At 73.3% G+C, this 17,374-nt stretch carries 18 protein-coding genes; 14 read left to right on the top strand and 4 right to left on the bottom strand.

The window, feature by feature from the left end:
* Positions 1–309 precede the first annotated feature (309 nt).
* Positions 310–1,563: a cytochrome P450 gene (locus I5Q34_RS16250; RefSeq protein WP_199893011.1), complete on the top strand. Its 1,254-nt coding sequence runs from the start codon at positions 310–312 to the stop codon at positions 1,561–1,563.
* Between the two features lie 49 nt (positions 1,564–1,612).
* A complete protein-coding gene (locus I5Q34_RS16245) occupies positions 1,613–2,584 on the top strand; it encodes a GNAT family N-acetyltransferase (RefSeq protein ID WP_199893010.1) in 972 nt (323 codons plus the stop codon).
* Here the strand turns inward: I5Q34_RS16245 and I5Q34_RS16240 are convergent.
* Entirely contained in the window at positions 2,571–3,764 is a 1,194-nt protein-coding gene (locus tag I5Q34_RS16240) for an alpha/beta hydrolase (protein ID WP_199893009.1), read from the bottom strand. The genes I5Q34_RS16245 and I5Q34_RS16240 overlap by 14 nt on opposite strands.
* 317 nt (positions 3,765–4,081) lie before the next feature.
* Here I5Q34_RS16240 and I5Q34_RS16235 point away from each other — a divergent pair, with 317 nt between their 5' ends.
* A complete protein-coding gene (locus I5Q34_RS16235) occupies positions 4,082–5,143 on the top strand; it encodes a mechanosensitive ion channel family protein (RefSeq protein WP_199893008.1) in 1,062 nt (353 codons plus the stop codon).
* A gap of 157 nt (positions 5,144–5,300) precedes the next feature.
* Positions 5,301–6,821 carry a peptide MFS transporter gene (locus I5Q34_RS16230; RefSeq protein ID WP_199893007.1) on the top strand — a complete coding sequence of 507 codons (1,521 nt, stop codon included), beginning with the start codon at positions 5,301–5,303 and terminating at the stop codon, positions 6,819–6,821.
* 10 nt (positions 6,822–6,831) lie between these two features.
* Here the strand turns inward: I5Q34_RS16230 and I5Q34_RS16225 are convergent, their stop codons facing one another.
* Positions 6,832–7,158 carry an antibiotic biosynthesis monooxygenase gene (locus tag I5Q34_RS16225; RefSeq protein WP_199893006.1) on the bottom strand — a complete coding sequence of 109 codons (327 nt, stop codon included), beginning with the start codon at positions 7,156–7,158 and terminating at the stop codon, positions 6,832–6,834.
* A 234-nt stretch (positions 7,159–7,392) separates the two neighbouring features.
* Between I5Q34_RS16225 and I5Q34_RS16220 the strand changes: the two genes are divergently transcribed.
* The 5 genes from I5Q34_RS16220 (at position 7,393) to I5Q34_RS16200 (ending at position 10,361) form a co-directional block, all read left to right on the top strand.
* Positions 7,393–7,671: a hypothetical protein gene (locus I5Q34_RS16220; protein ID WP_199893005.1), complete on the top strand. Its 279-nt coding sequence runs from the start codon at positions 7,393–7,395 to the stop codon at positions 7,669–7,671.
* Positions 7,668–8,447 (top strand): hypothetical protein, encoded by a 780-nt coding sequence (locus I5Q34_RS16215; protein WP_199893004.1) that lies wholly within the window; start codon positions 7,668–7,670, stop codon positions 8,445–8,447. The genes I5Q34_RS16220 and I5Q34_RS16215 overlap by 4 nt, the downstream gene beginning before the upstream one ends.
* 368 nt (positions 8,448–8,815) lie before the next feature.
* On the top strand, positions 8,816–9,487 hold the full coding sequence (locus I5Q34_RS16210) for a cysteine hydrolase family protein (protein ID WP_199893003.1): 672 nt from the start codon (positions 8,816–8,818) through the stop codon (positions 9,485–9,487).
* Between the two features lie 144 nt (positions 9,488–9,631).
* Positions 9,632–9,838: a hypothetical protein gene (locus I5Q34_RS16205; RefSeq protein ID WP_199893002.1), complete on the top strand. Its 207-nt coding sequence runs from the start codon at positions 9,632–9,634 to the stop codon at positions 9,836–9,838.
* Complete coding sequence (locus I5Q34_RS16200) at positions 9,828–10,361, top strand: tetratricopeptide repeat protein (RefSeq protein WP_374193021.1); 534 nt, start codon at positions 9,828–9,830, stop codon at positions 10,359–10,361. The genes I5Q34_RS16205 and I5Q34_RS16200 overlap by 11 nt, the downstream gene beginning before the upstream one ends.
* Before the next feature lie 13 nt (positions 10,362–10,374).
* On the opposite strand, the gene I5Q34_RS16195 is transcribed toward I5Q34_RS16200, so the two are convergent.
* Both I5Q34_RS16195 and I5Q34_RS16190 read right to left on the bottom strand, forming a co-directional pair.
* Positions 10,375–11,334 (bottom strand): amidohydrolase family protein, encoded by a 960-nt coding sequence (locus tag I5Q34_RS16195; RefSeq protein WP_199893001.1) that lies wholly within the window; start codon positions 11,332–11,334, stop codon positions 10,375–10,377.
* 38 nt (positions 11,335–11,372) lie between these two features.
* On the bottom strand, positions 11,373–12,134 hold the full coding sequence (locus I5Q34_RS16190) for an SDR family oxidoreductase (RefSeq protein ID WP_199893000.1): 762 nt from the start codon (positions 12,132–12,134) through the stop codon (positions 11,373–11,375).
* 687 nt (positions 12,135–12,821) lie between these two features.
* Between I5Q34_RS16190 and I5Q34_RS16185 the strand changes: the two genes are divergently transcribed.
* From I5Q34_RS16185 to I5Q34_RS16165, 5 genes are all read left to right on the top strand, one after another.
* Positions 12,822–13,370: a hypothetical protein gene (locus I5Q34_RS16185; protein WP_199892999.1), complete on the top strand. Its 549-nt coding sequence runs from the start codon at positions 12,822–12,824 to the stop codon at positions 13,368–13,370.
* 201 nt (positions 13,371–13,571) lie between these two features.
* Positions 13,572–14,096, top strand: a complete 525-nt coding sequence (locus I5Q34_RS16180) for a hypothetical protein (protein WP_199892998.1) — start codon at positions 13,572–13,574, stop codon at positions 14,094–14,096.
* Between the two features lie 175 nt (positions 14,097–14,271).
* Complete coding sequence (locus I5Q34_RS16175; RefSeq protein ID WP_234429024.1) at positions 14,272–14,556, top strand: hypothetical protein; 285 nt, start codon at positions 14,272–14,274, stop codon at positions 14,554–14,556.
* A gap of 45 nt (positions 14,557–14,601) precedes the next feature.
* Positions 14,602–16,728, top strand: coding sequence for a helix-turn-helix transcriptional regulator (locus I5Q34_RS16170; protein WP_199892996.1), 2,127 nt, complete (start codon positions 14,602–14,604; stop codon positions 16,726–16,728).
* Positions 16,729–16,730: 2 nt separating this feature from the next.
* Complete coding sequence (locus I5Q34_RS16165) at positions 16,731–17,285, top strand: XRE family transcriptional regulator (RefSeq protein ID WP_199892995.1); 555 nt, start codon at positions 16,731–16,733, stop codon at positions 17,283–17,285.
* Positions 17,286–17,374: the final 89 nt, after the last annotated feature.

Genomic DNA, 17,374 nt, shown 5'->3' with positions numbered 1-17,374 from the left:
GCTACGGACGACGCCGTAACCGGCCGTCCCGCACCCGCCCCCCATCGGTCCTGCGCACGAGGACGGAGCGCCCCCGACGGCAGGGGGCGCGCGGCCGACGCCGTGCCCGGCGGACGGGACGGCCCGCCCCTCCCGTGGCCCGTGCCCCGCACCCGTCCGCACCAAAACGGTTCCCCCGGCCACGGCCACGGACCGTCCCCGCCCTTCCCCGGCCCCGGGCCGGTGCGAGACTCGGCGGCCGGAGGCGTCAACGGCCTTGCCGCGACGCCTCGTCACGGGGGAAGCACACGAACGGGAGAAGGCCGCACCATGCCCGACCGGACCGACCACCACGAGGGAACCCACTGCCCGGCCCTGTCGTCCGCCGCGGTGTCCGCGGCCTTCCTCGCACCGTCCTCTGCCGGACTGCACACCCTGCTCAGGGAACTCCGCGACGGCGCACCGGTGTTCTTCAGCGAGGAGCTCAACGTCTGGATCGTCACCCGCTACGAGGACGTGCTCAGGATCCTCAAGGACGCCGAGCTCTTCCCCGCCTCCACCCGCTCCGTCATCCTCGGCGCCTACCCGCCCGACGTGAGCGAACTCCTCGCCGCCACCGCCACGTTCACCGCGCCCAACATGGGATTCGACGGCCGCCCCACCCACGACCGCCTGCGCAAACCCGTCACCCCCTGCCTTTCCGCCCAGGGCGTCGCCCGCCTCGAACCCCGGATACGGGACATGGCCGACCACTGCGCCGCCCGGCTCCCCGGCGCGCCCCCGGCCGACCTCGTCGCCGACTACGCGCGGCCGATGGCCGTAGCCCTCGTCATGGCCCTGGCGGGATTCCCCGACGACGACCACGACCGCGTCCTGCGCTACCACCGCGCCGTCAGCGAGTTCTTCTTCGGCAGCCCGCCGCCCGACCGCCAACTCGCCTACGCCCGCGACGTCCAGGAGTGGGAGGCGTACCTGGCCGCCCTCATACGGGAGCGCGGCCACCGGCCCGGGGACGACCTCATCAGCCACCTCGCCGCCCAGGGCGCCTATACCGAGCGCGAACTGATCAGCCTCATCAGCTTCGACATCGTCACCGCCGGCATCGGCCCGACCGGCTACGCCCTGACCGTCCTGTGCCGCGAACTGCTGGAGGACCCCCGCCGCCGCGACGCGCTGCTGGCGGAACCCGCCCTGTTCGACGGGTACTTCGCCGAGAGCCTGCGCCGCTCCGGGCCCGCCCTCGGTGTGTTCCGCACGGCCGCCGCCGAAACGGAACTGGGCGGCGTCCGCATCCCGGCGGGCGCCGCCCTGTGGGCCATGATCGCCTCCGCCGACCGCGACGAGCGGCGCTTCGAGCGCCCCGACGACCACGACCCGGCCCGCCCCCGCCTCGGCGCCAGCCTGCACTTCTCCCACGGCCTGCACTACTGCCTCGGCGCCACCCTCGCCCGCACCGCCGTCCGCACGGCGGCCATGACCCTCCTGCGCCACCGCCCCGGCCTGCGCCTGGTCCCCGACCAGCCACGGGTGTACGAACCGGGGATCAACGTCATCGCCCCGGCGCGGCTGCTCGTGGAGTGGTGAACGGGGACCCCGGTGTCCCACCCGCGCCGACCATTTCGTACCCTTCAGTATGGATATCGCCCTGCGCGCCCTGACCCTGTCGGACGTCCCCGCCCTGACGGCCCTGCGCGCCGCCGCCGAACGCGCCGACCGCTCGGGCATGCACTTCGACGAGACCGACATCCGCTCGGAGCTCACCGACCCCAAGCTCGACCTGGCCACCGATGCCGTCGGCGCGTGGCAGGGCGCACAACTGGTGGGCTTCGCCACGCTGTACGCGCCCGAGCGCGTGCGGGACGTCGTGCGCTTCGAGGCCGCGGCCGAAGTCGACCCGGCCCGGCGGGGCCACGGCGTCGGCGGCGAACTGATCCGCTGGATGCGCGAACGCGCCCGCGCCGTGCACGCGGAGCGCGGCTTCGACGCCCCCGGGGAACTGCTCCTGTCCGGGGTCGCCACCAACACCGGCCTGGCGGCACTGGCCCGGCGCACCGGGTTCACCCCCTGCCGCCACTGGGCCGGCATGACCCACGACCTCCGCCCCGGCGGCGTTCCCCGCGCCGCCGTCCCCGCCGGGCTGCGCCTTGTGCCCTACACCGCGGCGTACGAGGAGGCGACCCGCCTCGCGCACAACGACGCGTTCACCGACCACTGGGACTTCACCGGGGCCGACCCCGAGGACTGGCGGGCCTGGGGCCCGGCGGGCCACTCCTTCCGGCCGGAGCTCTCGGCGCTCCTGCTCGAACCCGACGGCCGTGTGGCGGCGTACCTCCTCACGGACGAGTACGCCGCCGACGCGGCCGCCACCGGAGTCAGGGCGTGCACCCTGGCCTTCCTCGGCACCCGCCCCGCCCACCGCGGGCGGGGCGCCGCCCGCGCCCTGCTGGCCCACACCCTCCACGAGGCCCGGCGGCTCGGCTACGACCGGGCGGAACTGGTCGTGGACACCGAGAGCCCGACCGGGGCGCCGGGGCTGTACCGGTGGGCCGGCTTCCGGCCGGGCGTCCGGTTCGTCACCTACGCCGGGCCGCTCACGGGGTGTTGAGCGGGTTGTTGAAGCGCACCTCGGGGTTGGCCGGCGAGGGGCCGTCGAGGAGCGGTTGCGGCAGGTGCTTCAGGTGCCGGTCGAAGAAGGCGGCCGTGTACGCGCGGGTGATCGCCACCGAACGGTCGGCCGACAGCTCGGGCCTGGGGAACGACGGCGGGAGGACCTGTTCGGCGAAGACCGGGACGTCGGTGAACGTGAAGTGGTCCGCCCGGTCGACCGTCAGCCACCGCTTCCAGCCGCCCAGGCGGGGCCATGTCTCGTCCCAGGACGTGTCCTGGCCGCCGGGCCGGTGCATCGCGTCGTCCGTGCCGAGCATCATGAAGGGACGCCCGCCGATGCCGCCGGCCGGAACGGCCCCCTGGAAGGCGCCGTCCATGTTGACACCGGCCCGGACCCGGCCGTCGGCGGCCATCGCCGCCGCCGCGCCCGCACCGCCGATGGAGTGGCCGGCCATCCCGATCCGCTTCTCGTCGATCATCCGCGCGTACGGCCAGGCCGCGCGGGGACCGGTCAGCCGGTCCAGCACGAAGGACACGTCCTTCGCGCGCCCCGTCACGAGATTATGGAAGGCCTCGGGCGTCTTCGCCTTCTCGCAGGCCGCGCACGGCAGGACGCGGTCGCCGAAGGCGGCCCCCACGGCCTCGTAGGCGTGGTCGACGGCCGCGACGACGTAGCCGCGGCTGGTGAGCTCCTCGGCGAGGGCCGTCAGCGTGTACCGGGCGACGGTGAAGCCGGGGGAGAGGACCACCAGCGGATGACGGCCGCCGGCCGGCCGCGCGCCGACGCGGCTGTCGATCCGCGTCCGGCTCATCGCCTCGGGCGGGACGCTCTCCAGCCCCTGGGAGGCGAGCAGTTGGCGTATCTCCTCGGTGGTGGCGTACGGGGCGGGCGTGCCGGTGCCGCGGCGGGCCGGGTAGAAGACGTCGACCATCAGCTCGCGGTCACCGGCCTCCGGCACCCACGGGTCCTTGCGGCCGTGGTCGGTCAGGTGCAGCGAGGTGCGGCCGACGGCGTACGGGCCGGTGGCGCGCGGCAGTTGGGCGCTTTCGGCCGCGGCGGCGGCCCGGACCCGGGTTCCGGGAGCGGCGTGGGGCGAGGCCAGCGCGGCGCCGGGTGCGGCGAACGCGGCACAGAGGGCGAGAGCGGCGGCTGCCGTCGTACGCAGGAGTCTGGTCATGACCCGAGACTAGGCCGGTCACCTGCCACGACGGGCCGACAGGTGGTGCGATGGCCGGGAACGGACCATCGGTGCCCGCCCGCTGAAGCCGTACAAACCTGACAAGCCGCCACATCCCCCGCGCACAAGGGCACCCGGCGGTGCGAGGGCGCACCGTGCGTGGTGCAGGATGACTTCGCGCGCCGGGCGGATCGATGCCCGGCGCGATCGTGATCCCACGGGACAGGCAGGCAGGTACACGTGACGAACCATTACTCCGGGCTTCCGGCGGCCGAAGGCGCCGCCGCCCCGTTCTCCGGAACGGAGGGGGGACACCGATGAGCCGGGACCTGGCACTGCACGACGTCATCAGCGCCGGCATCGCGGTGGCCGCCGGCCTGGCCGCGGCCCTCGTGCTGCGGGTGGTGCTCCGCTGGCTCGGCGAACGGGCCCGCAGGACCAAGTGGAGCGGGGACGACGTCATCGTCGACGTCCTGCGCACCGTCGCCCCCTGGGCCGCCGTCGCGGCCGGCATCGCGGCGGCCGCCGCCGCCCTCCCGCTGAACCGCGCCGTCGGACACACCGTCAACCAGATCCTGACGGCCGGCGTCATGGCGACCGTGTCCTTCGCCGCCGCCCGCGTCGCCGGCGGCCTGGTGCGCAGCGTCGCCCAGTCCCGCTCCGGCGTCGCCGGATCGGCCACGATATTCGTCAACATCACCCGCGTCATGGTCCTGGCGATCGGCTTCCTCGTCATCCTGGAAAGCCTCGGCATCTCCATCGCCCCGCTGCTCACCGCCCTCGGCGTGGGCGGCCTCGCGATCGCCCTCGCCCTCAAGGACACCCTCGCCAACCTCTTCGCCGGCGTCCACATCCTCGTCTCGAAGACCGTCCAGCCCGGCGACTACATACGCCTCAGCAGCGGCGAGGAGGGCTACGTCGTCGACATCAACTGGCGCAACACGGTCGTCGAGGAGCTCTCCAACAACCTGGTCATCATCCCCAACGCCAAGCTCGCCGGCACCAACATGACCAATTTCAACCGCCCCGAGCAGAAGCTGTCCGTCACCGTCCAGGCCGGCGTGGCCTACGACAGCGACCTGGAGCACGTCGAACGCGTCACCGTCGAGGTCGCCGAGGACGTCATGCGCACCGTGGGCGGCGCCGACCCCGAGCACGAACCGGCCGTCCGCTTCCACACCTTCGGGGACCACCGCATCGGCTTCAGCGTCATCCTCGGCGTCGGCGAGTTCAGCGACAAGTACCGCATCAAGCACGAGTTCATCAAACGCCTCCACCAGCGGTACGCCGCGGAGGGCATCCGCATCCCCGTACCGGCCCGGACGGTCGAGCTGCGACGGACCGCCGAACCCGTGATCCCGCGCCCCCGCGTGCCGTAGCGCCGGCGCGCACACCGGACGGCCCGGCCCACGGGCCGTCCGGCCGCCGCCACCCCCGGGTCGAGCCCTCCTCCAGCCGGACTCCACGCCCCCTCCCCACCCTCGGACCACGGGTGACGACACCCGGCACCCGAACCCGGCGGCATGGAGAACGGCCATGGGCACCTTCCCCCGCACCTCCGGCACCGACGGCCCGCGCCCGGGGGCCCGGCCCGCGTGGTTCCGGGCCCTCTTCGTCAGCGACCTGCTCGAACGCTTCGGTTTCTACGGCACGCAGGCGATCCTCATGCTGTACGCGGCGGCCCCGCGCGACGAGGGCGGTCTGGGCATGGCCGAACCCGACGCCGCCGCGCTGTTCGGTTCCTGGGTCGGCCTCTCCTTCATGCTCTGCCTGCCCGGCGGCCTGGTGGCCGACCGCCTCCTCGGCTCCCGTCGCACGCTGCTCCTCGGCTCCGCGACCGTCGCCGCGGGCTACGCCGCGCTGGCGGTGCCCGCCGCCTGGCCTACCGCGCCGGGGCTGATCCTGCTCGCGATCGGCACGGGCCTCTACAAGCCCGGTTTCCAGGCCCTGTTGGGCCAGATGTCCGGGAGGGACCGCGGCCGGCTGGAGGCGGGGATCTCCCTCATCTACGTCGGGATCCAGCTCAGCGCCCTGCTGTCGCCGCTGGCCACCGGCTTCCTCGGCGAACGCGTCGACTGGCACCTGGGATTCGCCCTGACCGGCCTCGCGATGACGCTGGGCGCCGTGCGGACCGCCCTCGGCGGGCGGCACTTCGACGGCACGGGCGACCGCCCGGGCCGCCCGGCCGCCCCCGCCGCCGTCCGCAGAGCCCTGCGCGGGACCGCGCTCGCGGCCGTGCTCCTGGCCGCATCGGCGGCGGGCGGGATCGTGACCGGGGCCCTGACCCCCTCCGTCGCCATCAGGCTGGTGGGGCTGCTCACCGCGGTCCTGCCGGTGGCCGGTTACCTGACGCTGTACCGCAACCCCCGGCTGACCGCCGCCGACCGGCGGCGGCTGCGCACCGCTCTGTGGATCTTCCTCGGATCGGCCCTGTTCTGGCTGCTGGTCGCCCAGAACGGATCCGCCCTGACCCTCTTCGCCCGGGACTCCACCGACCGCCGGATCCTCGGCTTCACCGCACCGGTCAGCTGGCTCCAGGCCGCGACCCCGCTCTACATCCTGCTGCTGGCCCCGCTGTTCGCCCGGCTCCTGCCCCGCGCCGGCCGGCGGGGCCCGGCCGCCGTGCCTCTGAAATTCGCGGCCGGTCTGCTCCTGGTGGGCACCAGCTTCCTGCTGATGTCACTGGCGGCCGCGCTCGCCGCCGGGGGAGAGCGGGTCTCCCCGGTCTGGCTCCTGGTGACGTACCTGCTGCACGCCTGCGGCGAACTGATCGTCGCGGCCGTCGGCGTGGCGGCCGTCGCGCACATCCTCCCCGAGCCGTTCCTCGCGCAGACGCTGGGCCTGCTCTGGCTGTTCGCCGCGCTCGGCGGCGGCTCCGGCGCCCAACTGGTCCGGCTGACGGCCGTCGTGCCCGCCCCCGTCTACTACCTGGGCCTCGCGGCACCGGCCCTGGCCGTCGGCGCCGCCCTGGCCTGGCGCCGCGAGGCCGTGGCCGGGGGGCTCGCCGACGACCCGGCCGGGCCCTCCGCCCGGACGGCCGCCGCGTCGCGGACCTGACGAAAACCCGTCAGCCGCCGCCCAGTTCGTACACGATCCGGGTGACGGACATCCGGCCCGACAGGCGGAACGGCCGCAGCCGGCGCCGGTGGCCGGCGTGGGCCTCGCTCCGCTCGAACTCCCGGAACGCCGGCTCGTCCGTCCAGTCGCTGACGACGTGGTACACCCCGGACTCGGTCACGTCCCGGGCCAGGGCCTGGCCCAGATTGGCGGGTTCCGCCGCGATCCGCCGCGCGACCCGCTCCCACGTCCTCTCGAAGTCCCGCTCCCGGCCCGGCGCGATGTCCATCCTCAGCATCACCCTGAACACCGGCCCGCGATCGGCGTTTTTGTCCATGACCACCTCCCGGTCTCCCGTTCCCGCCGCCCGTCGCGGCGCCGGGAAACGTCGCACCGGCACGTCGAGCGGGGCTCAAGTCCCGGCAGGGAGACGGGAGCCGGGGGATCGACCCACCGGCCCTCAAGGGCTTCTCGAGCCGGGGTGCCGACGATGCGGCACCTCGGACCGGCCCGCGCACGGAGCACCGGCCCGCCCTCCACCGCCTTCGGGCCCACCGGAAAGGCATGTCAGATGCGCATGGCGATCAACCCCGTCCCCCCGGAACACCCCGGTTCTCCCGACCCGTCGGACCCGCCGGACGGACACCGCTCGGACGTGGTCTTCGCGCTCCGGGTCTTCTGCACCCCCGAGTACGCCGGCCGGACCCTGGCGCTGCTGCGCGCCCGGCGCGAGCCCGGCGGAGCCGGCACCGCCGCCGTCGCCGGGACCCTGCCGCCCCTCCCGGGCGACGACGACATGACCGCCTCCCGCGAGCTGGCCGGACTGGCGAAAGGAGCCGGCGGCCGATGAAGGTCCTCTTCACCTCCTGGGCCTGGCCCACCCACTACTACCCGATGGTGCCGCTCGCCTGGGCCCTGCGGGCGTCCGGGCACGAGGTGCGGGTCGCGGGCACCCCGGCCCTGGCCGCCGCGGCCACCGGCTGCGGACTGCCGGCCGTCGCCCTGGGCCACGACGGCGTCGACGCCCTCGCCCGGATCCGCACCTACATCCCGGGCCGCGGGCCGGCCCCGGCCGCGGGGGACCGCCGCCCGCGGGCCCTGGGCCTCTTCGCCGAACTCGCCGCCACGATCGCCGACGACCTGGTCTCCCACGCCCGCCGCTGGCGCCCCGACCTCGTCGTCTTCGAACCGACCGAGTACGCGGGCCCCCTGGCCGCGGCCGTCCTGGGCATCCCCGCCGCACGCTTCCCCTGGGGCCCCGACCTGATGTACCGGGCCGCCCTGGCGGACCTCGAACAGGAGGTCATGGCACCGCTCTGCGCCCGCCACGGCCTCGACGGGGTCGACCTGCACGGCACGGTGACGATCGACCCCTGCCCCCCGAGCATGCAGTCGGCCGAGGCCCTCGCCCCGGGCGGGGTGCCGCGCGTCCCCGTCCGCTATGTCCCCTGCAACGGCCCCGGCACGGTCGCCGACCCGCAGGCCTCACGCCCGGCCCACTCCTCGCCACGCACCAACAGCAGTTCCGTCAGATCCTCAGCTTCGAACACCACGCCCCCTGCTGTGCGGAATCGTTCCGGCAGCTTGACGAACAAGCATGCGCGCGCCCCCTCGAGCATCACTTGAGCGCCGTACCGCGCCCCCTCGGCCACTCGCCCCCGCCGCACAACGGACACGCGGCCTCCGGAACCACGGGCACGAACCCACTGGTGAAACCGAGCATCACCAACGCCCGCCACCCGCTCCGGACAATCGAGAACCAATCCCCGGTCCATCGCCGCACCGAGCCCCTCCCTTCCTGCGGGTGGCCTTCACGGTGCGCTGTGTGCCCTGGAACGCGCTGGAGCGGAGGTCGAGGGTCGAGGTGGGGTAACTTCCCGCCGTGCAAGGTGGCTTGAGCCGAAAAACCCAACGCGCTCGACTCCGGCGCGCTGCTATCGTCCCTCGCTCATCGACACCTTCCGAATCGAGTCATCCGTGGGGGGAGAGACAGCGTGCCGTACACGGAGGAGTGGGTGACCCGGAGGGCGAGAGCCGCCTACGCGGAGGGACGGGCCTTGTTCCCGGTCCGTCCCGACCGTGCGGCGTTGCTGGTCATCGACATGCAGGACGAGTTCGTGCGCCCGGGCCGGAGCCCGTACTGGGTGCCCGCCGCGACCAGGATGGCGCCCCGGCTGCGCGGGCTCGTCAACCACTGCCGGGAGCTGGACGTCCCGGTGATCCGGACCGTCTTCGACGACACGCACCTCGGCCCGGACCGCCCCCACGCCCTGCGCCACCTGCCGCACGCCGACACGGAGTGGCGCCGGCCGGCACCGGCGGAGGTGTGGGACGAGATGGGCCACCGCAGTGACGAGATCCTCATCCGCAAACCGTCATACGGCGCCTTCTACGACACGCCTCTCGACACGATCCTGCGCAACCTCGGCCGGGACACGGTCATCATCACCGGAACGCTCACCAACTACTGCTGCGGTACCACGGCCCGGCAGGCCTACGAGCGCGGCTACCACGTCGTGTTCGGCGCCGACGCCACGGCCACCGACGACGAGTCCCGCCAGGAACCGGAACTTGCAGTGCTGCGCAAGGGATTCGCGCTCGTCCTGCGCACCGAGGAGATTGTGAGCCGGCTGGCGGAGGCGACTGCCGTGTCCTGTGAGGAATGAGCCGGACGGATCGGACGGCAAACCACCGCCTCCAGGGGCTTGGGACGCGGGAACGCAGGCCTGTCACCGAGCAGTTCCGCGGGGGCTGGTGGGAGACGCCCGCCGACCGGATCTCCGCCAAGCCGATCCGTCCACGAGGAAGACGTGCTCCGGTGCTTCCCGGAGCCGGATCGCGCGGAGACGATCCGTACCGAGCCGGCGCGGGAGACCGGACCGGCCCATGCTCTGCACGGCCTGGAGCCGGCCGTCCGGATGGGCTGCGGCGGCTGCGACGACGTCTTCGTCGAGCCGGTGCCGACGAAACAGCCCGGACCGCACGGGCGGCCGGACCCGGGAGAAGATGAGACATGACGACACCACCGCCCCCGGACTGGGAGCGCCGAGCAGCCGCCCTCTGGGCCGGCCTGGACGACCACCGGCCGGAGGGCTTCCGCGCGTTGATGGAGGAACTGGCCGCCGAGCTGCCGGCCGGCACCCCGTCGCGCTCTTCGAGCTCGCATCGGCGAACGACAGCACCGGTGAACCCCACGCGGCGGCGCCCCTGTACCGGCAGGCGCTCCAGGCGGGCCTGACCGGCTACCGCCGTCGCCGCGCCGTCATCCAACTGGCCAGCACCCTCCGCAACCTCGGCCGGGCCGGCCGGAGCGTCGCCCTGCTCTCGGCCGAGCGCGAGGCGGACCCCGCCTCGCTGGACGAGGCCACGGCGGGCCTGGGCGACGCCGTCGACGCGTTCCTCGCTCTGGCGCTGGCGGACAGCGGGCGGGAGCGCGAGGCCGTCGCCCTGGCGCTGAACGCCCTGTCCAGGCACCTGCCCCGCTACAACCGGTCCTTGGCCGGATACGCGCAGGCACTGCGCGACGACCCCGGCCACTGACCCCACTGACCCGTCACCCGGGGACGGTCAGGCCGAGCAGCGCCGGAGCGTTCACGTCCAGGATCTTCGCCGCCTGGCCCGGCGGGAGGCCGGAGTCCTGGATGTAGGCGACGGCGGTGCGGAAGAGGTCCCCGTTCTCGTAGGGGAAGTCGGTGCCCAGGACGATCCGGTCGGCGCCGAGGGACTCCACCGCCGCCCACAGCGCGGGAGCGTGCCCGTGGCCGACGCTGTCGTACCACAGGCGACGGGCCGTCGCGCTGGGCTTCTCGGGGACGTCGGGGGCTTGCCACTCCCAGGCGTACTGGTTGTCCATGCGCTGGAGCAGCATCGGCAGCGCCCCGCCCAGGTGGGAGGCGACGAATCTGACGCGGGGGAACCGGCCGGGGATCCCGGCCCGTATCAGGTGGGCGACGGCGACGGTGTCCTCCAGAGGCGCGCCCACGGACCAGGTCAGGTGGAAGTCCGTGACGAGCGGGCTGCCGGCGCCGCACCCGGCGGGATGGATGTACAGGACCGCGCCGCGGCGGTCGAGTTCGGCGAGGACGGGCGCGAAGGCGGGGTCGGCGAGGGACCTGCCCAGGACCGAGGTGGTCACGCACGCCCCGTGCAGGCCCAGTTCGTCCAGCGCCCGGGCGAGTTCCTCCAGCACCAGGTCGGTGTGGGGAAAGGGCAGGGAGGCGAACGCCTGGAACCGCTCCGGCCAGTGCGTCACGGTCTCGGCGTACTGGTCGTTGACGAACCGCGCCGCGTGCAGCGCGTGACGCGCGTCGGCGAAGTGCGGCGACTGCGGAGCGGCCGAGAGCACCTGCCGGGTGACGCCCGCCGAGTCCATGAGCGCGAACCGCGCCTCGATCTCCTGCTCGCCGAGCCCCGCCCCCATGCCGCGATGGAAGGCGGTGTCGGTCTTCCCGTACCCCTTGAGGAGGTCGAGGTACTCCTCGGTCCACACATGGGCGTGGACGTCGATGCGCATGGGACGTCTCCTTCGACCGGCGGTGGCGACTCGGGCCGTCAGCTGGCGGTGCCGACCAGGCCGCCGTTGGCGTACACGGTCTGCGCGGTGATCCACTTCGCCTCGGGCGAGGCGAGGAACCGGACGACGGGGACGATGTCGTCGGGGTCGCCGATGTCGCCGTTGACACTCATGCTCTTGAGCCAGGCGATGTTCTCGTCCGTCTCGGCCGGGTAGAAGAAGCTGGTCTTCAGCGGACCGGGAGCCACGCAGTTGACGGTGATGCCGCGGCCTCCGATCTCCTTGGCGAGCGACTTGGTGTAGTGCTCCACGGGGCTCTTGCTGCCCGCGTAGCCGCCGTACGTCGGGGCCGTGACCGCCACGATCGTCGTGATGAGGTTGAGGATCCGGCCGTGGTCGGCCATCTTCGTGGCCGCCTCCCGCATCAGGAAGAACGGAATCTTCGCGTTGACCGCGAACATCCGCTCCCACTCGTCCTCGGTGAACTCCGCGATGGGCTTGCGGACGATCATCCCGGCCGTGTTGACGAGGATGTCCCACCGCCCGAACTGCCCGAGGGTCGCGTCCACCAGGGCGGTGACCTGGTCCACGTGCGTCAGGTCCCCCTGCCAGGTGGCGGCCTTCACGCCCAACCCGCCGAGCTCCTCGGCGACTTGCCCGGCCTGCTCGCGCTTGTGGTCGCTGTTGTAGTGGACCATCACGTCGGCGCCGTCGCGGGCGAGCACGGTGGCGAACTTCTGTCCCAGGTTGGCGGACGCGCCCGTCACGATGGCGGTCCTGCCGTTCAGTACACCGGTCACGGTCTTTCCTCCTCACCGCGTCGCGCCGCGGAACGCGGCCGCCGGTCGATGCGGAACTTTCCTGCGGGATCGGTACGAAGTGGTGCGGAGCCGGCTCCGCGCGTGGTCCGGAGGGCTGTCGTCCCGGCCTCGGGGAGCCGGTGGCCCGAGGCGGCGGCCGGACGGCCCGCGGACGTGGGAACACGACACCGGAACCGGTCCCGTCCGTCCCGGCGCACGGTCGGCAACGCCGAACACGGGCACCACGGTCACCCCGGTGCGCCGATTCCTCTGGACGAACCGGTGACCAGCACGGTTTTCCCTCGGAGGAGGGCCATGAGCGGATCCCCTCACACGAATGCCTCACCACCAGGCTGGGCCGCCGACGGGAAGCCCGCAAACGCACACCGGCCGCTCCAGGCCGTGCCGCCCCACCCGGCACTCGGCTGTCCGGCCTCGGACCGTCGACCGCGCCCGGCTCAGCGGGCCCTGGCGAAGAACGCGCGCATGTCCGCGGCCGCGTCGGCCGGCCGCTCGGTGGCCACGAAGTGATGCCCGCCCACGGCTCTCGAGCGGTGAAGACCGCGCGTTCGTCCTCGGTCAGGCCGGGTCGAACGAATTCGGCCAGCCGTGGGGACCCTCTGGCGCACCAGCGCGCATCGCCCCACCCTGGGAACGGCGGTTCCGTCGGGACACCCGGGAGGACACATGCTGTACGCCTTCGGCTTCGAGCGGATCGGCGTGGTGGCGAGCGACCTGTACTTCGTGGACCCCGACCCGATCCCGGGGCAGGAGGGCGCCGAACGGGGAGTGCGCCTGGAGGTCCGCGTCCTGCGGCCCGGGGAGCTGCCGGGAAGCATCTACGCGTCCCGGCCCGTCGTGATCGACCGCCCGGTGTGGCGCGCCGACCTCCTGGAGTCCGCGGCGGGCCCGTCCGGGAGCCTGGACCGGGCGCACCACCACCCGGGGTTCGACGGCTGGGAGCCCGGCGAGCGCGTCTTCGCCGACGAACTCTCCGCCGCGCCGCTGGGCTGGGTGGCCGGCAGGCTGGCGGACCTCGACACCCTCCTGGCGGAGGCCGGCGTCCCGGCCTCCGAGGCGGGTCCGGACGACGCCGCCGACCTCCGCGACGCCGTCCCCGACATCATGGCGGCGGTACGGAGGCTGCTCGACGGCGTGGCCAAGGGAGAGCTGGCCCGTCCGCCCGCCGGCCGGGCCGAGGAGGACATCACGGACGCCCGCGTCAGCTGGCTGTGAAACGGCCGGCCCGGACGCGCTGGGGGTTCCCGGGGCGTGAAGCGGCGGGTGATGCGCCGGGCGCGGAAGACGTGTGAACCCGCGCTGCGGTGAGCGGTGCTTCGGGCGGCCGGCGACAAGCGGTGGAGCGGGCGGTTCCCAGGGGTAGCCAAGGTTTCGCAAGGCGCCGGCCTCGGCCACCGAGCAAACGAGGGGGACCCGTTGACCCGCAGACGCGGTACGAGAGCTGTCCTGTCCGCCATCGCCCTGGTAGCCGCGACGACCGCGTGGGCGCCGACCGCACAGGCGGGCCACCCGTCGCCCTTCGACTGCACGGGCCACGAGAGCATCACCTACGGCGGACTGGGCCTGTCCTCCGAGCCCACCTCCGTGACCGTCGACGGCACCTACCGCTGCACCGACCCCTCGGGACACGTCGTCACGGCCCCGTACCACACCGAGGGCACCACACCGGGAACGTGCCTGCTGTTCGCCTCCAACCAGTCGGTGGAGAAGCTGCGTTACAGCGACGGCAGCACATCGGTGATCGTGTACAAGGCTGGCACCTCCACCCGTGTCCTGGGCTTCAACGTCGCGACGCTCCACGGCGTGGTGACCGAGGGACGAGGCAAGGGCTCCGCCGCGGAGAAGGCGATCCGGACGATCCCCGGAAGCCTCCCGACGGACTGCGTCCTCGCCGGGGGCCTGCGGCACACCACGGCCGTCACGCATCTGAAGGTCGGCTGAACCGCGGGGGCTGCGTCGGCGCGTCGTGCGCCGCGTCCTCCCGCAGACTTCGGCCGCCCGGGCGGAAGACCGGTGGCGCGGGCGGCCGATCAAGGGGGGCGGCGAACTCCCGCTCCGTGCCGAACCGTTCGACGAAGCGCGGTGGCCGGATCCGCGAGGCCGCTCGATCCTGCTGATGCGGGCGCGGACCACACTGCTGGCCGTGGCGGTCTCCGTCTACCTGTACAGCGAGCTGGCCGTGGTCGCGGAGCCGGAGAACCGCGCCTCCGTGAAACTGCTCGGTTCCTGGCCGGAACTGCGGGTGATGCGCAACTCCGGGGCGGTGTTCGGCCTCGGCGAGGCGATGACCATCGTGCTCACGGTCATCGCCGCGACCGTCGCCCTGGTGATCGTCCGGCTGGCGCGCAAGCTCCACAGTGCCCCGTCACGGGCATTCAATCGGGTTAAAAGCGTGGGTTAAACCCGAGGGTAAAGGCTGCTAATGTCCAAGGTGGAGGTAAGGGACATGGCAACCGAGGAAGAGCTGTTCGCGTCCGTCGACGCGCTGCTGGAGGAGGAGCCGCAGCTCCCGCCCCCGGCCGAGCGTGCCCGGCTGCGCGAGGCCGCGGGCATCACGCAGGCCCGCCTCGCGCAGGCGCTGAAGTCGTCGACGCAGTCGGTGAAGAACTGGGAGAACGGCCGTTCCGAGCCGAAGCCGCCGCGCTTGGAGGCGTACCAGCGGTTGCTGAACGGCTGGGCCGCACGCTTCCCGAAGCCCGATACCACCCCCACCACCCCCGCCCCGGCGGTACCGCGGCCGCAGCCGGTCCCGGAGGCTCTCCCGGCCCCGCCCGCGCCCGAGACGGAGACAGCAGCCGCCGTCGAGGCGCCCGCCGCCCCGCAGCCGACGGAGCCCCGGGCCGCCCGCCCGGCGACAACGCCGCAGCACCCCGCGAGGAAGCGCGCCGCCCAGGCCGTCGCCAACGGCCCGTTCCCGCACGGGCCGTTGGCGGTGCTGGACGGCGACGGATCCGGGTACGGCGCCGACGGCATCGTGCTGGACTGCCCGGCGACCACGATTCCGGAGCTGGTGGAGTGGACGCTCGGCGAGTCCGGGATCGGCGCGCCGCGCCTGCACCGCAACGGCCGCGACAGCGACCCGCTGATCGCGCTCACCGCGGCGGCCGCCGTGAAGCTCGGCCTGCCGGAGCGGTTGGAAGGCCGCGAGCAGCGCCGTTCCCTGCGCCTGGACGACGATCACCCCGTGGTCAAGCAGATCGCGAAGGCGAAGTGGAAGCTGACGCAGCGCGGGTTCGGCCCGTGGGCGCGCGTCTACCGTCCCATGCAGGGCAATCAGCGCCAGTGCGTGCAGCTCGCCGTCCTGTCCTGGGACGCCCTGGACACGCGGTCCTGGCCGGGCGTCGCGGAGATGGAGCCGGCCGACATCGCCCGCGCCCTGGGCGTCTACGCCCGGCGCGTCATCACCCCGCGCGGCTCCACCGCCGTGTCGGGCCTGGAGCTGATGACCGCGCTGCGCCCCCCGACCCGGGCCGTGCAGGACCGTGCGACCGGCCAGTGGGTCCCCGGCCGCAACCCCGGAAGCCTCGGCACGGAGCCGGTCGATCCGGCTCCGCCGGAGGCCACCCCGGAGCATCCGGTGGTCGTCAATTCCGGCTGGGCGGACGGTTTCCTGGACGAGGAGGCGTACCAGTGGGTGCGCGACGTCGACCTGCTCTCCGATGAGGAGTGCCTGCTGCCTTTCGCCGTCGGGCTCGACCTGAACACGGCGTTCCTCGCGGCCGCGTCCCGCCTGGTGGTCGGCCTGTCCGGCCCGGAACACGTGACCCGGCCGGTGTTCGACAAGAAGGTCCCCGGTTCCTGGCTGGTGGACTTGTCCCACGTCGAGTCGGACCCGCGCCTCCCGTCGCCGTTCACTCCGTCCGGGCGGCGTCCGTCGGGTCCGGCCTGGTACCAGACGCACACCGTGGCCTACGCCCAGGAACTCGGTTACAACGTCGCCCCGGCCGAGGCATATCTGCGGCGGGAGACCGGGGCGTACCTGGACCCGTGGCACGACCGGCTCAAGACCGCGTACGTCGACACCCTCGCCGATCTGGGTGTCACCAAGGACCTGGACGACCACCGGTTCCTCGCGGCGATGGAGCGGCACAAGCAGGCCGACCCGGGCCTGGCGGCCGTCCTCGCCGCCATCAAGGCGACCGTCAAGGGCGGCGTCGGCAAGCTCCGCGAGCGCCCGCAGGGCCGTCACTACAAGGACGGTGACAGGTGGCCGGCCCTGGAGCGTCCGACCTGGCGCCCGGACATCCGTGCCGCGGTCATCAGCAAGGCGCGGGTGAACATGCACCGCAAGATGCTCAACATGGCCAAGATGACCGGCCTGTACCCGCTGGCCGTGCTGTCCGACTGCGTCGTCTACCCCTCGCCGGGCCGCTCGCCGTTGGACTTCCTGCCCTACAGTGCCTCCGGCAAGCCGCAGCCCGGCGCCTTCCGTCTCGGGTCCACCCCGGGCCTGGCGAAGGTCGAAGGCGTCCAGGAGATGGCCTGGGCGGTCGACCTGATGGAACAGGGCCTGAACCCGGCCCGCCACATCAAGGGTGACGGCCATGACGCGTCGCTGGACGAAGGGGAGTAGCCGTGGGGGACATCGACGAGGCCATCGACCGGGCCGACCGGGAGGCGTTCACCCGCGAGCCGCCCAAGTCCGTCCAGGCCCGCATCCGGTTCCTGATCAAGCATCTGAAGACGGCCAAGGCGGTCGCGCGGGAGATCGGTGTCACGGCCGACTCCGTCAACCGCTACCGGCGCGGGGTCCGCAAACACCCGCCGCAGGAGATCGTGGACCGGATCGACGCCGCCGTCCGTGCCCGCTGGCAGCCGCAGGTGCGCAGGCGCCGGCGCGAGCAGGCCGCCACCAGCACCGGGATCACGGTGGAGACCCGGGCCCGGTTCGGCTACACCGCACCGGTCGGCACCACCGACGACGGCCGGCTCCGGCGCCTGACCATCCACCTCCCCCCGGAGTACGCCCGCCACCTCTTCGACGCCCGGGAACGGGGCGCCGACGATCAGCGGATGCGCGCGATCATCGCCGAGGGGCTGCAGGAGATCTACTTCAAGGACGGCGGGCGCCGGGCCGATCAGCTGGAAGTCGAATTCACCGACATCGACTACATCGACGTCTCGTTCTGAAAGACGCCGAGCCGTGAGAGGCTCGGCGGCCTGATGAGCCGAAGCACGATAGTTGTCACATAGGCAGGCTTGTTGTCACCGGTGATGTT

It is taken from the genome of Streptomyces sp. AV19, from assembly GCF_015999245.1.
In the GTDB taxonomy this organism is placed as follows: Bacteria; Actinomycetota; Actinomycetes; order Streptomycetales; family Streptomycetaceae; genus Streptomyces.
This window is presented reverse-complemented; position numbering and strand designations above follow the sequence as displayed.